We start from the raw sequence: 14,429 nt of genomic DNA on the forward strand, positions 1-14,429 counted from the left end.
TTACAAATTAATCTTTGATTTCAGATCCAGTCGCGCTTCCGGAACAAATAGAACATTCCTGCTCCAAGCGCCAGCATTACGCCAAGCACAATGTAATAACTGTATTGCCCATGAAGCTCAGGCATATGATCAAAGTTCATCCCATAGATCCCGGTGATCAGGGTCAGCGGGATAAAAATCGTCGTGATAGCTGTGAATACTCTCATGATTTCGTTTGCTCTGTTCGCGATGGCAGCCTGATATGCTTCACGTAAGTTGCCTACAAGCTCTCTGAAGGTATCGAAGTTTTCGGAGATCTTCACGGCATTTTCGTAAATATCGCTGAAGTATTTTTGCAACTGGTCATCAATCAGCCGCAGGTCCTTTTTGTTCAGAATATTAATAACTTCCTTCTGTGGACCCAGCACCTTCTTCAGCCATAAGATCTCGCTTCGAAGACCGATGATTTCATTCAAATGCGAGCGCTTCGTATGCATCAGAATGTCTTCTTCCAGGTTCTCAATCTTGACCTCGATCCGATCGCCTACAGTGAAATAGTTATCCACTACAAGGTCGGTTAAATAATACAAAAACCGGTCAGGCTCGCTGACCTCCTGCTCCCAAAGAATCGGCTTGATCGCTCTAAGCTCATTGATCTTCTGCTTGGTCACGGTTATGATATAATGCCGCCCCAGAAACATGCTGAGCGCACGCAGGAAAATCTCCTCATCATCATAACGGATACTGTTCACGACAATGAAATAATGATTATCATAGGTTTCAATCTTTGGCCGCTGTTCTTCTTCCGTCATACAGTCTTCGACTGCCAGATCGTGCAGAGAGAACAAAGGTTGAAGCACTTCAAGGTCTTCCACGTCCGCATCAATCCAGTAGAAGCCTTCCTCCGGTGCGGTTGTCGTTAATTCAACATTTTCAATAACTGTAAAAACACCCTTCATTACGTGCCGAATCTTCATTCGAACTCACTCCTTTATTCAGGCCATAGCCGGCCTGTGTGCTCTGTTGCATGGGAGCATGGGAAAGAGAATGCGATTCGGGTAAGGGTGTGGGCCAGACACGCCAAAGCAGGCGTTCTATAGTAACACCGGGAATAAAAAGAGCCCACCGGCACACACCGTCGCCTGGCTATTCGCTTTCCTATGCAGTTGAAACTTCAGGACAATACTGTGGGGCCTCGGGTCGCCTTCCATTCTCGGATTCACCTCTTTATTTAGTGGTCGTAAATACTTGTCTAGTATAACGCCGGGATGGAAGTACTTTCAACCAAAAAGATTCTGTAACACAGACTGAAAATGGCTTGTGAAAATTACTATTTCATGTATAATGAAAATCAGCATATCAAATTTTAAGTTTACAACTGAATATGAAGACGATTTTCTTATCAAGAGCAGGTGGAGGGACTAGCCCGATGAAACCCGGCAACCGGCGATACGTCGCACGGTGCTAATTCTTGCAGAACATGAAGTGCATACTTCGTGCTCTGAGAGATGAGAGAGGCGCATGTTTTATAAATGACGACCTTTCTCTATGCGAGTAAGGTTTTTTTATTATGCAAATTAAGCTCACATTTCAAAAGGAGTGGTTCAAATGCCGATTAAGGTACCCGATCATTTACCGGCCAAAGACGTTCTGACAGGTGAAAATATATTTGTGATGGATGAGAGCCGTGCTTATCAACAAGACATCCGTCCTTTGCGGATTGCCATACTTAATTTGATGCCGACCAAGGAGACGACCGAAACTCAGATTCTTCGCCTTCTTGGGAACACGCCGCTTCAAGTTGAAATCGTCTTGCTTCATCCAAGCACCCATACCTCGAAGAACACCTCTGCCGATCATCTGCAAATGTTCTATAAAACCTTTGAGGAGATTAAGGACCATCGGTTTGACGGTATGATTATTACCGGTGCTCCGGTAGAGCAGCTCGAATTTGAAGAAGTGAACTACTGGAATGAGCTTAAGGATATCTTTGAATGGAGCAAGTCGCATGTGACCTCGACAATGCATATCTGTTGGGCTTCACAAGCGGGATTGTATTACCATTATGGCGTCCGCAAGCAAGCCTTGCCGAAGAAATGCTTCGGAATTTTCCCTCACTGGGTGAACACCCCGCATGTGAAGCTGCTTAGAGGCTTTGACGGTGTGTTCCAGGTTCCCCATTCCCGACATACGGACGTGAACCGCGCGGACATCGAGCGCCACTCCGAGCTGGAGATTCTTGCGGAATCGAAGGAAGCAGGCATTTACTTGGTGTCATCGAAAGACGGCAAGCAGATTTTTGTGACCGGCCACTCCGAATATGACCCGGACTCCTTAAAATGGGAATACGACAGGGACGTAGCCAAAGGAATGGAAATTGATCTGCCTGTAAATTACTACCCGAATGACGACCCGACTCAAACGCCGTTATCGACTTGGAGAGCACATGCTAACTTATTATTCTCCAACTGGCTGAACTACTATGTGTATCAAGAAACACCCTATGATATTGATCAGAGTTCCGAGTTAATATACCATATTTGAAAATATGTTGGAGGGAAGCAAAGTGGGAGAGAACAATTGGCGTATTGAAAGCAAGCTGGCCCAGATCGGCTCGATGGATGAGCCGGTAACCGGAGCCGTTAATTATCCGATCTATCAAGCAACAGCTTTTCGTCATCCGAAGCTGGGTCAAAGCACGGGATTTGATTATGCCCGTACTAAGAGTCCGACCCGGAGTATCCTGGAGGAGGCATCAGCTGCACTGGAAAGCGGGGATGCCGCATTTGCCTGTAGCTCGGGTATGGCAGCATTACAAACGGTGTTCAGTCTGTTCTCTCAAGGAGATCACCTGATCGTGTCTCTTGATTTATATGGCGGTACCTACCGCTTGCTTGAACGAATATTATCCCGTTTCGGAATTACAGCCTCTTATGTCGATACGAATGATACGGACGCATTGGAAGCTGCACGGAAGCCACATACCAAAGCGGTGTTTATCGAGACGCCGACCAACCCGCTGATGATGATTACAGATCTGGAAGCCGTCAGCAGATGGGCGAAGCAGCATCAACTGCTGACGATTGTGGATAATACGCTGTTGACGCCGCTCTTTCAGCGTCCGATTGAGCTGGGTGCGGACATCGTGGTACATAGTGCCACCAAGTATTTGGGCGGCCATAACGACGTGCTTGCCGGCCTGATCGTTACTAAAGGAGAAGAACTGTCGAATGAAATGGGCTTCCTGCATAATTCGATCGGAGCTGTACTCAGTCCGTCTGACTCCTATCAGCTTATGCGGGGCATGAAAACCTTGGCACTCCGGATGGAGCGGCATGAGAGCAATGCACTCGCAATTGCCCGCTATCTCAAGGAGCATCCGCAGGTGGAGGCTGTGTACCATCCGGGTCTAAGCGATCATCCGGGATATGAGATTCAGAAGAAGCAGTCCAGCGGTAACACGGGCATCTTCTCCTTCAAGGTAACAGATGCAAGATACGTTGAGCCTGTGCTGCGTCATCTGCGCTTAATCGCATTTGCCGAGAGCTTGGGCGGAGTAGAATCGTTGATGACTTACCCGGCGGTTCAGACTCATGCCGATATTCCTGAAGAGATTCGAGCTGCAGTCGGTGTGGATGATCGACTGCTTCGGTTTTCGGTGGGCATCGAGCACGTGGACGATCTGATCGGGGATTTGGCACAAGCTCTCGAGGCAGCCCGGCAAGAAGTGGAAGGAGGCGGCCTTCAATGACTAAATTCGATACGAAGCTGATTCATTTCGGCAGTGAAGTAGATGCGGCAACCGGCGCTTCCAGCGTACCGATCTACCAGGCTTCTACCTTCCATCATCATGATATCTATAATCCGCCGGAGTACGATTACAGCAGATCAGGCAATCCGACTCGTCAGGCCTTGGAGGAATATATTACACTGTTGGAGGGCGGAGTACGGGGATTTGCTTTTTCCAGCGGCATGTCGGCCATTTCAACTACATTTATGCTGTTCTCGGCCGGTGATCATTTAATCGTAACCGAGGATGTGTACGGGGGAACCTATCGGCTGCTTACCCAGATTCTAAGCCGGATGAATATAGAGACAACCTTTGTTGATATGACGGACTTGTCTGCTGTCAAGGCCGCGCTGCGTCCGAATACGAAAGGGGTCTTTATGGAGACGCCTTCGAATCCGACCCTGAAAATTACCGATATCGCAGCGGTTGCCGCATGGGCAAGCCAGCATCAACTGATCAGCATGGTGGACAACACCTTTATGACTCCTTACTACCAGCGCCCGATTGAGCTTGGAGTAGATATTGTCCTGCATAGTGCGACCAAGTTTCTCGGGGGACATAGCGATGTGTTGGCTGGACTGGCTGTCGCGCGCACCGAGGAGCTGGGCAATCAGCTGAAGTATTTGCAGAATGGACTGGGAACCGTCCTGGGAGCGCAGGAATCCTGGCTGCTTATGCGCGGGATGAAGACGCTTGGAGCCAGAATGGAGCGCAGCGAGACAAGTGCCCGCAAGCTGGCAGATTGGCTGCAAGGGCGGTCCGATATCCCGGCGGTCTATTATCCTGGACTTGCTTCCCATCCTGGGCGGGAAATTCAGGAGAAGCAATCCACAGGGTTTGGTGCGGTTGTCTCCTTCGATGTGGGCTCTCAGGAACGGGCGAAGCAGGTGCTTAGCCGGGTCAAGCTTCCATTGGTGGCTGTAAGCCTTGGAGCAGTGGAGAGCATCCTCTCCTATCCGGCGATGATGTCTCATGCTTCTATGCCTGCCGAGGTGCGAAGCGAGCGTGGAATCACGGACGGATTGCTTCGTTTCTCTGTGGGACTCGAAGATATCGGGGACTTGATCGGGGATCTGCAACAGGCGCTTGAAGGCTGATGAAGTGACTGGTTGCTGGTGTGTGAGTTTATGCGGCAATTATAGTGCATTAAGCCTCTGACATTGCTGATGCGAGTGATTATGCGGCGAACAAGTGCGCGGTGTTTCTATAAGCTTTAACCTTAGAATGTGTATGAGTGCGTTCACCTTTGTGAAAGTATTTCTATCTTAGCATGGCTTAGTTTGGCCGGGAAAATTCGTGAACAACAGCGATCACAAGAATAAATTCATACGTTGCCTAACTCATACAAACCTCACGCGCGTATAAACCTTATGCGTACAACATTAGTTCGCTGCACTGCACCTGAGAGAATCGGGTGCTGTTTTTTTAAAATGAGTGTGTTACGATATAGTAGCAATTTAAAGGAAATGCAAGGAGGCAGATCCATGGCCGTAATTGACCATATTTTAAACAAAGCATTGCAGGGCGAGCGCCTTGAGCTGGAAGAGACAATTGCACTTTTTGATTCTAATGAAATAGAGAAGATGGGCCATACCGCCAATGTGCTGATGGAACGCAGACATCCCGATCCGATCACAACCTTTGTTATCGGACGAAATGTCAATTATACGAACATCTGTGACGTGTATTGCCGGTTCTGTGCATTTTATCGCCGGCCAGGGTCGGAGGAAGGGTATGTTCTTCCCGATGAAGTGATTATGCAGAAGATTCAGGAAACCATTGATGTCGGCGGTACTGAAATTTTGATGCAAGGCGGCACGAATCCTAACCTGCCATTCAGCTATTATACCGATTTGCTTCGGAAGATTAAGAGTCAATTCCCGGATATTACAATGCACTCCTTCTCCCCGGCAGAAATCATGAAAATGAAGGAAGTGTCGGAAGGACTCAGTCTGGAAGAGGTTGTGCGCGAGATTCATGCAGCCGGATTGGACTCCCTTCCCGGAGGCGGCGCAGAAATTCTGGATGACCGCACCCGCCGTAAGATCAGCCGCTTGAAGGGATCCTGGCGCGACTGGATGGATGTTATGCAGACTGCGCACAAGATCGGCATGAATACAACAGCGACGATGGTCATTGGTCTTGGCGAATCCAACGAGGAGCGGGCGCTTCACTTGCTTCGTGTCCGCGAGGCTCAGGACGAATGCCTGAATAACAACTATCCTTCCGAGGGCTTCCTTGCTTTCATCCCTTGGACCTTCCAGCCGGATAATACGAATTTGAAGCTGGAGCGGCAGACACCGGAGGCTTACCTGAAGACTGTGGCGATCAGCCGGATCGTGCTGGATAATATTAAGCATCTTCAATCCTCCTGGGTAACGATGGGGCCTGAGATTGGCAAGCTGTCTCTTCGTTACGGCTGCGATGATTTCGGCAGTACGATGATTGAAGAGAATGTTGTGTCATCCGCGGGTGCGACTCATAAAGTCAATATCGAATCGATTCTGTCGATCATTCGGTCTGCTGGCAAGATTCCTGCTCAGCGCAACACACGGTATGATATCCTGCGCGTATTTGATGATGAGCAGGCCAAAATCGAAAATGATTTCATTATGCAAAACTAGAGGATGATAAAACGCTTGCTGAATTAATCCGGCCGGATTAACTCAACAAGCGTTTTTTATTTACCCAATTAACTAATCTTGAGGAAAGGGAGTCAATACGGATAAACTCGTGCCTTTTCCGAACTAGTACAGTTGTTAAATCATCAATCTCTCGGGTATATAGCTTAAGCCGCCTCATTTTTAGCGAATTGGAAATGCTGGTTAACATTCCATAAGCCTGACCTCGTATATCCGTTTCTTCCCCGCCATATACTTTGGGGAGACAACGAAAGGGGCGGAGCGTATGGGATATTTTGTATTAAGGGCGGATCGAACCGGTACTGATCATGGCACACGGCTCCTTGAATATATAATTGGAACAGGCAGCGGCATGAGGGGACATAACCATCCTCCACAATCATGGACGATTGATTATGATGAGTCGGGCAGAGCGCTCGTTCAAATGAAGGACGGGGACCAGGAGGCAATCGGCAGTATTGCAGCTGGCTTGGCAGATTATATTCTAGAGCAGTGCGAAGCTGACATTGCCGGTGTCTTGGCAGATCAGCGATATGCCTTTGTTGAGCCGAACGACCGGGCCCGCGCCGAGCGGTTCTGGCTTAGCTTTCTTAATGGAGATGAGGCGGGGGATCAATTGATTCGGCAGCGCCGAAGAGAGCTCGTACTGAATACACTCCGGAGTTACTTGCTTGAATCCCACTATTTGGACCTGAGTGGATTTATCGCCTTTCGGCTGACGCTGTACAAGGAGATGCTGCAGGAGACAATCGACTTGGCCATGGAGGAGTATTTGCTGGATCAGCAATATGAAGAGTTCCTTCAATTGCTGCAGTATTTTGTCCATTTTCAGGAGCCGCTAACTCCTCTGGTGCACCTCATCCATCATGGGAGCCAGGAATTCAGCATATTTAATCAATCCTTCTCGCCGATTCGTGAAAGCTCCAGCGACATGGTTGTGGCTAAAATGGGCGATCTGGAGCTGGAGATGGAGGATCAGGTGGTCAGCACGCTAATATCCTTGTCCCCCGACCGAATCCTGCTTCATACCGTGGCACCGGAGACCACAATTATATCCACGATCCGCACCATTTTCGGAAATCGGGTTCAACTGTGCCAGCAGTGCCCGCATTGTAATCCGGTGCACACAGCAGCCGGGAAGCGAGATCAGGAGTGCCATGGGGGTTCTTGACGGACCTTTTGCCGATGACTTTAGAAAATAAAGTGGGCGTCCGTCCGGTAAGGTCAATTGCATTGCCTTGCGAGCGGATGCTCTCCTTTTTCTGATTCCACCACGACGGGAGGATTTGTTGACACCATTATAATGAAATGTTTAAATGTTGTTTATTACATTCCTTTGGAAAGTGAGAATAACATGATAGACATACATACGCATATCCTGCCTGGACTGGATGATGGTGCGGAGACTTGGGAAGATACAATGAATATGGCCAGGGTTGCCGCCTCAGAAGGCATCACAACAATAATAGCAACACCGCATCACGCAAACGGGAGATATAACAATATAGCTAGCGAAGTGATAGAGTACACCAATCATGCTAACGAACAGTTAATAGCAGCTGGGATACCTGTTACAATCTTGCCTGGGCAAGAGATCCGGATGCATTATGATTTCCTGGAGGCTTGGTATAGAACGGAGTTGCTTCCGCTGGCCAACTCGAAGTATGTGTTGCTTGAGATGCCTTCCTCTCGAATACCACAGGAAATTTATGAGCTGGTTCATGAACTTAAAATAATGAAGCTTAAACCGATTATCGCCCATCCTGAACGTAATGCCGAAATTATGAAGGATCCGGGGCGGCTGGCTGAACTGATTAATATGGGCGCTTTTGCCCAGGTTACAACTCATTCCTTGCTAGGCGGTTTTGGCAAACGAATAGAGAAATTAGCTTGGGCTCTTTGCAAAAATGGTCTTATTCATCTCGTTTCATCGGATGCACATCATGTTGAACGCAGGGGCTTCCGACTGCGTGAAGCCTATAATGTGATCTCTGAGCGGCTGGGGAGACCATGGGAGACTTATTTTTTGAATAATGCACAGTGTGTTATTAAAGATAATTCATTTGGTACTCAACCGGCATTAGTGCCCATTGAGGGGAAAATACGTCGAATGCTATCTTTTTTTCATAAAAAATAGCTCACACTTAGGACTATACCCGCTCTTGGGAGGAGTAAATTAGGTAATAAGGTATCGGTATTTTTCGGGTTAGTTGTACTCCGGAAGTTGTAAATTAATGCTGGCTTTTTCGAAAAGTCCTGAATTGATACATTTCCAATAAGAACTGATGTTATGCCAGCCCGTTTTTTTTGAACCAAGGTAACCGTTTTTTTGCGGTAAAACTTGGTTTTTTTATTATTTAAAGTGAAAATTCGTATAATTCTACAAAATTTTAAGCTATAAAAAAAGTGTAATTTATTTAAAATTTTACTTTTTTAGGCCTGTTTTTTAGGACGGTGGCCAATAGTCCCTAATTAGCGCAACATTATACCATGTTTTGCAATAATTATCCTTTTTAAAGTTATGCATTAAACAGGAAAAATCCTTTATTTAACAAGGGAAGGTGGCTGTTATAGGCGATAGATTTAGAAATCAAAGAAGGAGATTTGATAATGATTTTATAAAACGCTTACATTAAATAAATAATTTGAAAAGCATCTCAAAAGAAGACAAGTCATGTTACTTTTCAACATAAATCAGGAACTCAAGACTATGTCTTTTTTCACTCAAGAAAAGTTTACAATTATGTAATAATAACAGCGAGGGGAGAATTGGAGTCCGGATATAACCCCTTTCCGGGGAGAGTTATATTGATTTAAAGAGCTTTAAGATGGTTAAACCAAATAGGTAAGCTCCATTATTTCAAGGAACTTAGACTTGATGAATCGAATTGAGGATGCAAAGATGAATGTTTCCAATAGTGAGCAGCGGCAAGTACGACTGAAGCAATTTTTGAGAATACTGTCGGAAGATCCTTCTCTATCGCATCAAGTTGAGCAAGAGAAGTTGAGATCATTGGCTGAACTTCTTATGGTCTCCGGTTATTGGCCATGTGGCGAACCCGTTAATATGTCTAGTGTAGTGTCGTTATCGTTAAAAAAGCTTGGTCTTGAAGCTGGATCAGAGGAACTGATAGAATACGTCATGAATGGCGGAACGGTTGAAAGCTTTATAGATTCGGTGAAACAGGGTCCATTTAATTGCCTCTAGATGTTCGCGAATTGAATAACTTAAGTCAACGTTATGAAAGGAATATCCGCGGGATCTTGTTTCTGCGGATAAATCATGGTTTTTAGTTCTCGTTTTGAATAATTATTATATCTAAATTATTCATTATGCATTGTCTAGTTGGAGCAGCATGGGAAGAAGTCGTCACCATAACTAGTAACGGAGGAAACAATTTGGAACTAAAACAATATTGGTTAATTGTCAAGAGAAGGTTGATATTGATCGCATTGATTGTAGCGATAAGTTGTCTATCCGTAGGTATTTACTCTTACTACTTCATCACACCGCAATATGAAGCATCAGCCAAACTCATCGTCAACCAGTACAAGGACAGCAGCTCACTCATACCGAGTATAGATGTTGGCTCTATTAATTCTACGATCGGGCTAATTAAAACTTATAAGGAAATTATCAAGACGCCAAGAATGATGAAAATTGTCGTTAAAGAGTACCCGGAGCTTGGGGCGACGTACAACGAGTTGATTGGGAAAGTAAGCGTTAGTTCAGTAAATGAGACGCAGGTGATGTCCATAACGGTTCGTGATAATTCCTATGCTAAGGCCGCAAATATTGCTAACGCTGTTGCAGTAGTCTTTCAGAAAACGATCCCTGATCTTATGAAGGTCGACAATGTCTCCGTCTTAGACAAAGCCGATCCTAAGGAATTCCATGGGCCGATCGCACCGAATTCTAAGCTCAATATTGCGGTTGCTTTCCTATTGTCCTTGATGCTCGGCGTGGGTATTTCTTTCCTGCTGGATTACTTGGATGACACGATAAAGACCGAAGAGGATGTTGAAATGCTGCTGGGGGTACCGGTGTTGACTTCAATACCAAGGCTCAAAGAAATGGATCTTAAGAAACAAGAAGATACAGGGTCATTTAAGCCGACAGCCGGGAGGGATAGCCATGTCTCGTTCGACTCCTGAATGGAAGTTGATTACAGAGAGCAATCCGAAATCACCGATCTCCGAAGGATATCGGATGTTGCGGACAAATATCGAGTTTTCAACGATTGATCAAAAGCTCCAAGTCATCATGCTGACTTCATCCAAACCGAATGAAGGAAAAAGCACCACCAGCGCGAATATGGCGGTCGCTTTCGCTCAAGCCAATAAAAAGGTGCTGCTGATTGACGCTGATTTAAGAAAGCCAACGCAACACCATATCTTTGGAAAGTCCAATCGTACCGGATTAACGACAGCATTGTTTAAACAGAAGGAAATCCATGAAGTGATCCAGCAATCCGATACGGAGAATCTGTCGCTTATTCATGCAGGTCCTACCCCTCCCAATCCATCGGAGTTACTGTCATCGAAACAAATGGCGGCACTGATTGCAACAACCAGGGAAATGTTTGATGTCATCATCATCGATACACCACCTATCTTGTCTGTCACGGATGCTCAAATTGTAGCGACCCAAAGCGACGGTGTTGTGCTCGTTGTGGACTCGGGGAAAGTGAAGAAGGACGTCGCACTCAAGGCGAAGGCTTCATTAAGTCATGTGAATGCCAAACTTATCGGGGTTGTACTCAATAACATTAATCGTAAACATTCGGATTCCTATTCTTATTATTACGAAGATAGCAACGAGGCTTAGCATGGCTTAGTTATCCTACAATTCATTCTTTATAGCCCTGGAAGTTGTGAACAGGAAGGTAATGTCTCCTGCACCTTTATCACTGGAGGCACTCGATCATGCTGTGGGTCAGTGACCTTAGACGTTTGTCGTCAGGGGTGTGATGTGAGGAAGGGTTCAATGCCCTTGTAAATTGTAATTTGTTTGCAAAAAAAACAGGATAGGGTGGATTCCATATGAAAAAAGTGACAAAAGCCATTATCCCGGCCGCAGGACTCGGTACTCGTTTCTTGCCGGCAACGAAAGCAATGCCAAAAGAGATGCTTCCCATTGTCGATAAGCCAACCATCCAGTACATCGTGGAGGAAGCCATTGAATCAGGAGTCGAAGATATCATTGTCGTAACCGGTAAAGGAAAGCGGGCGATCGAAGACCACTTCGATATCGCATTTGAACTTGAGCATATTTTAGAGGGAAAAGGTAAATTCGACATCCTGGAAAAAGTTAGGAAGTCGTCTCATGTCAACCTCCATTATATCCGGCAGAAAGAGGCCAAGGGACTTGGACACGCTGTTTGGTGTGCGCGTAATTTCATCGGAAATGAGCCGTTCGCCGTTCTGCTTGGTGATGATATTGTGGAAGCCGACATTCCTTGCACAAGACAGTTGATCGAACAATATGAGCTTACCGGACGTTCAGTCATCGGTGTTCAGAGTGTCGAGGATAATCAAACCCATCGTTATGGAATTGTAGATCCGGGTGATAGGGTAGGAAACCTTTACCAAGTAAACCGGTTCGAGGAGAAGCCTCCGCAAGGACAAGCACCTTCAAATCTGGCCATTATGGGCCGCTATGTTCTTACTCCCGATATTTTTGAATATTTGGGCAGACACGAGCGCGGAGCGGGCGGAGAAATTCAACTTACAGATGCCATTCAAAAGTTAAATGTAGCTCAAGGTGTTTATGCCTATGATTTTCAAGGAACTCGTTATGATGTGGGAGAAAAGATCGGATTTATTATGACAACGATTGACTTTGCACTTCGAAATCAAGAACTTAGACAACCACTAATATCAGGGTTGGAAGAATTGATGGAACGTGAGATCCGTAAACAATTAACTTATTAAGGAGTGATGCAAGATGGCACCTTCACCATATCGGGATGAAGCAGTAATCGGTTTCGCGGATTATTATTTAATGACGAGGTCTAATCAAGAAGGTCCGACCCTGTTCTTAGCATTCAAACGAACCATTGATATTTTAGGTTCACTAGCCGGGTTAATTCTGTTAAGTCCATTATTCGCCATTATGGCCATTCTGATCAAATGGGAAGATCCATCGGGCCCTGTCTTTTTCTATCAGACAAGAGTTGGTAAGAACGAAAGGTTATTTCGGATGTACAAGCTCCGCTCAATGTATACAGATGCCGAAGAAAGGCTGAAGGATCTGCTGGATAAGAACGAGATCAGCGGAGCGATGTTCAAAATGAGAAATGATCCGCGTGTAACAAAAGTCGGGAGGTTTATTCGGAAGACGAGTATTGATGAACTTCCGCAATTAATCAATGTGTTGCGTGGGGAAATGTCCTTGGTTGGTCCGAGACCGCCCCTTACAAGAGAAGTAGCGGAATATACACATTATGATAAGAAACGTCTCGCTGTCACCCCGGGCTGTACAGGACTTTGGCAAGTTAGCGGTAGAAATAATCTCAGTTTCAAGGAAATGGTCGATCTTGACATTACTTATATAGAGAAAAGATGCATTGTGCTTGATATGAAAATAATCTTGAGAACAGTGAAAGCTATGTTCGGCTCCAAGGATGCATTTTAACCAGGAAATGGAGGAGAGATCATGGTTAGAGTCCTTCATATTTCGGAGTTTACTAAAGGCGGAATTGAAACCCATCTGAATGAGGTATTGAAGTACCAATCGGACAATCATGATGTTTATCTCATGGCATCTCAGCAAAATTCGAACCGGGACACGCTTTGTATCAATCCTGATCGTCTGCATCTGTACCCCTACAAGAGAAGTCCTAAATATTTTCTCAAAGCGATGCACTCGATGCATAGGAGGATCAAAGAGATGAATCCGGATATTGTACATGTCCATGGAACGTTTGCGGGTTTTTTCCTGCGAACGTTGTTTTTATTGAAACGGAAGCGGCCCGTTGTGATTTATTGTGCACATGGATGGGCTTTTCTTATGGACACGAAGCCATGGAAAAAGATTGTATTTGCAGCCGTGGAGAAACTATTATCGCTTCGGACTGATTTCATCATCAACATTTCAAACCATGAATATCAGAACTCGATAAGCTATGGTCTGCCTGAAAAGAAATCGGTAGTCGTATATAACGGGGTTTCGGATACGCCGCCAGGCAATCATGCGCCATTTGAGGTGGATAAGGACAGTATCAATCTGCTATACGTAGGCCGTTTTGATCGTCAAAAGGGCTTTGATTTGCTGCTTGAAGTATTTAAAGAGCATTCCTTTGGAAATGTCCGCTTGTATTTAGTCGGAGATACCGTATTGAAGGAATTCGAATATGATTACCCTAGCAATGCGGTTAAAATCGGTTGGGTGGATAATTCGCAGATTGATCGCTATATGCAAGCTTGCGATGCCGTGATCGTTCCGTCCCGCTGGGAGGGCTTCGGGATCGTTGCGATCGAGGCATTACGCAATAAGAAACCCGTTATTGCCAGTAACCGAGGCGCACTTCCAGAGATCATTCAGCATGAAATCAATGGATATACTTTTGATTTTAATAATAAGGAAGAGCTGGTTCATATCATTGAGGGGCTTAATAAACAACAACTGCAAATGATGGGAGAGAGGGGGGAATTGATTTTTAACGAGAAATTTCATTCGGATAAGATGAATGAACAAATACAACAGCTATACGAAGAAGCATTGAATAAACGAAGGGACCGGTATTCAAAGGCTGTTAACAAATATGTCTAGATTCACGAGGATGAGGACAATGATGAATGTAAACTTACAGAAAAGGCATCTGATATATACAGAGCAGATCCAGAGTCAACCGAACAAAGAGCAATTTTTTCTGGCGTTATATCTTGTTTTCTTGTTATTGTTGACACTTTATCAGGATTTACCTCTAGTGAATCAAATCGGTGAAATTGGCAGATCGCCCATAATTACTCTGTTTCCACTGTTTCTATTTTGCGAGATCGCTATGCTTTCGAAA

13 protein-coding genes and 1 riboswitch are annotated in these 14,429 nt (G+C 45.5%); of the genes, 12 read left to right on the top strand and 1 reads right to left on the bottom strand.

Annotation, left to right across the window (positions count from 1 at the left end; translation table 11 throughout):
- Positions 1 to 20 precede the first annotated feature (20 nt).
- Positions 21 to 956: a magnesium/cobalt transporter CorA gene (gene corA / locus KQJ23_RS08935; RefSeq protein WP_216478491.1), complete on the bottom strand. Its 936-nt coding sequence runs from the start codon at positions 954 to 956 to the stop codon at positions 21 to 23.
- A 419-nt stretch (positions 957 to 1,375) separates the two neighbouring features.
- Positions 1,376 to 1,494: riboswitch (SAM riboswitch) on the top strand.
- 93 nt (positions 1,495 to 1,587) lie between these two features.
- Between corA and metA the strand changes: the two genes are divergently transcribed.
- The 12 genes from metA (at position 1,588) to KQJ23_RS08995 (ending at position 14,185) form a co-directional block, all read left to right on the top strand.
- Positions 1,588 to 2,523: a homoserine O-acetyltransferase MetA gene (metA, locus tag KQJ23_RS08940; RefSeq protein ID WP_044477624.1), complete on the top strand. Its 936-nt coding sequence runs from the start codon at positions 1,588 to 1,590 to the stop codon at positions 2,521 to 2,523.
- 4 nt (positions 2,524 to 2,527) lie between these two features.
- Positions 2,528 to 3,730: an aminotransferase class I/II-fold pyridoxal phosphate-dependent enzyme gene (locus tag KQJ23_RS08945; RefSeq protein WP_216478492.1), complete on the top strand. Its 1,203-nt coding sequence runs from the start codon at positions 2,528 to 2,530 to the stop codon at positions 3,728 to 3,730.
- Complete coding sequence (locus tag KQJ23_RS08950; protein ID WP_216478493.1) at positions 3,727 to 4,866, top strand: trans-sulfuration enzyme family protein; 1,140 nt, start codon at positions 3,727 to 3,729, stop codon at positions 4,864 to 4,866. Before KQJ23_RS08945 ends, KQJ23_RS08950 begins: the two co-directional genes overlap by 4 nt.
- Positions 4,867 to 5,253: 387 nt before the next feature.
- Entirely contained in the window at positions 5,254 to 6,393 is a 1,140-nt protein-coding gene (gene mqnC / locus KQJ23_RS08955) for a cyclic dehypoxanthinyl futalosine synthase (protein WP_216478494.1), read from the top strand.
- A 283-nt stretch (positions 6,394 to 6,676) separates the two neighbouring features.
- Positions 6,677 to 7,582 (top strand): putative sporulation protein YtxC, encoded by a 906-nt coding sequence (locus KQJ23_RS08960; protein ID WP_216478495.1) that lies wholly within the window; start codon positions 6,677 to 6,679, stop codon positions 7,580 to 7,582.
- 132 nt (positions 7,583 to 7,714) lie between these two features.
- Positions 7,715 to 8,548 (top strand): tyrosine-protein phosphatase, encoded by an 834-nt coding sequence (locus KQJ23_RS08965; RefSeq protein ID WP_249529614.1) that lies wholly within the window; start codon positions 7,715 to 7,717, stop codon positions 8,546 to 8,548.
- Positions 8,549 to 9,289: 741 nt separating this feature from the next.
- Positions 9,290 to 9,619 (top strand): hypothetical protein, encoded by a 330-nt coding sequence (locus tag KQJ23_RS08970; RefSeq protein ID WP_216478496.1) that lies wholly within the window; start codon positions 9,290 to 9,292, stop codon positions 9,617 to 9,619.
- Positions 9,620 to 9,810: 191 nt separating this feature from the next.
- Entirely contained in the window at positions 9,811 to 10,566 is a 756-nt protein-coding gene (locus KQJ23_RS08975; RefSeq protein WP_216478497.1) for a YveK family protein, read from the top strand.
- The gene (locus KQJ23_RS08980) at positions 10,547 to 11,239 is read left to right on the top strand and encodes a CpsD/CapB family tyrosine-protein kinase (RefSeq protein WP_216478498.1); all 693 of its coding nucleotides are present in this window, start codon (positions 10,547 to 10,549) and stop codon (positions 11,237 to 11,239) included. The genes KQJ23_RS08975 and KQJ23_RS08980 overlap by 20 nt, the downstream gene beginning before the upstream one ends.
- A 215-nt stretch (positions 11,240 to 11,454) precedes the next feature.
- Entirely contained in the window at positions 11,455 to 12,345 is an 891-nt protein-coding gene (gene galU / locus KQJ23_RS08985; RefSeq protein WP_216478499.1) for a UTP--glucose-1-phosphate uridylyltransferase GalU, read from the top strand.
- A gap of 70 nt (positions 12,346 to 12,415) precedes the next feature.
- The gene (locus KQJ23_RS08990; RefSeq protein ID WP_249529631.1) at positions 12,416 to 13,048 is read left to right on the top strand and encodes a sugar transferase; all 633 of its coding nucleotides are present in this window, start codon (positions 12,416 to 12,418) and stop codon (positions 13,046 to 13,048) included.
- Positions 13,049 to 13,069: 21 nt separating this feature from the next.
- Positions 13,070 to 14,185, top strand: a complete 1,116-nt coding sequence (locus tag KQJ23_RS08995; protein WP_216478501.1) for a glycosyltransferase family 4 protein — start codon at positions 13,070 to 13,072, stop codon at positions 14,183 to 14,185.
- The last annotated feature ends 244 nt before the right edge of the window (positions 14,186 to 14,429 follow it).

The organism is Paenibacillus brevis, from assembly GCF_018919145.1.
GTDB lineage: Bacteria > Bacillota > Bacilli > Paenibacillales > Paenibacillaceae > Fontibacillus > Fontibacillus brevis.

Coding starts and splice junctions, on each gene's coding strand:
- KQJ23_RS08970 (WP_216478496.1), top strand. CDS start 9,290: ATGAATCGAATTGAGGATGCAAAGATGAATGTTTCCAATAGTGAGCAG.
- KQJ23_RS08990 (WP_249529631.1), top strand. CDS start 12,416: ATGACGAGGTCTAATCAAGAAGGTCCGACCCTGTTCTTAGCATTCAAA.
- KQJ23_RS08965 (WP_249529614.1), top strand. CDS start 7,715: ATGAAATGTTTAAATGTTGTTTATTACATTCCTTTGGAAAGTGAGAAT.
- galU (WP_216478499.1), top strand. CDS start 11,455: ATGAAAAAAGTGACAAAAGCCATTATCCCGGCCGCAGGACTCGGTACT.
- KQJ23_RS08960 (WP_216478495.1), top strand. CDS start 6,677: ATGGGATATTTTGTATTAAGGGCGGATCGAACCGGTACTGATCATGGC.
- corA (WP_216478491.1), bottom strand. CDS start 956: ATGAAGATTCGGCACGTAATGAAGGGTGTTTTTACAGTTATTGAAAAT.
- KQJ23_RS08950 (WP_216478493.1), top strand. CDS start 3,727: ATGACTAAATTCGATACGAAGCTGATTCATTTCGGCAGTGAAGTAGAT.
- KQJ23_RS08945 (WP_216478492.1), top strand. CDS start 2,528: ATGTTGGAGGGAAGCAAAGTGGGAGAGAACAATTGGCGTATTGAAAGC.
- KQJ23_RS08980 (WP_216478498.1), top strand. CDS start 10,547: ATGTCTCGTTCGACTCCTGAATGGAAGTTGATTACAGAGAGCAATCCG.
- KQJ23_RS08995 (WP_216478501.1), top strand. CDS start 13,070: ATGGTTAGAGTCCTTCATATTTCGGAGTTTACTAAAGGCGGAATTGAA.
- metA (WP_044477624.1), top strand. CDS start 1,588: ATGCCGATTAAGGTACCCGATCATTTACCGGCCAAAGACGTTCTGACA.
- mqnC (WP_216478494.1), top strand. CDS start 5,254: ATGGCCGTAATTGACCATATTTTAAACAAAGCATTGCAGGGCGAGCGC.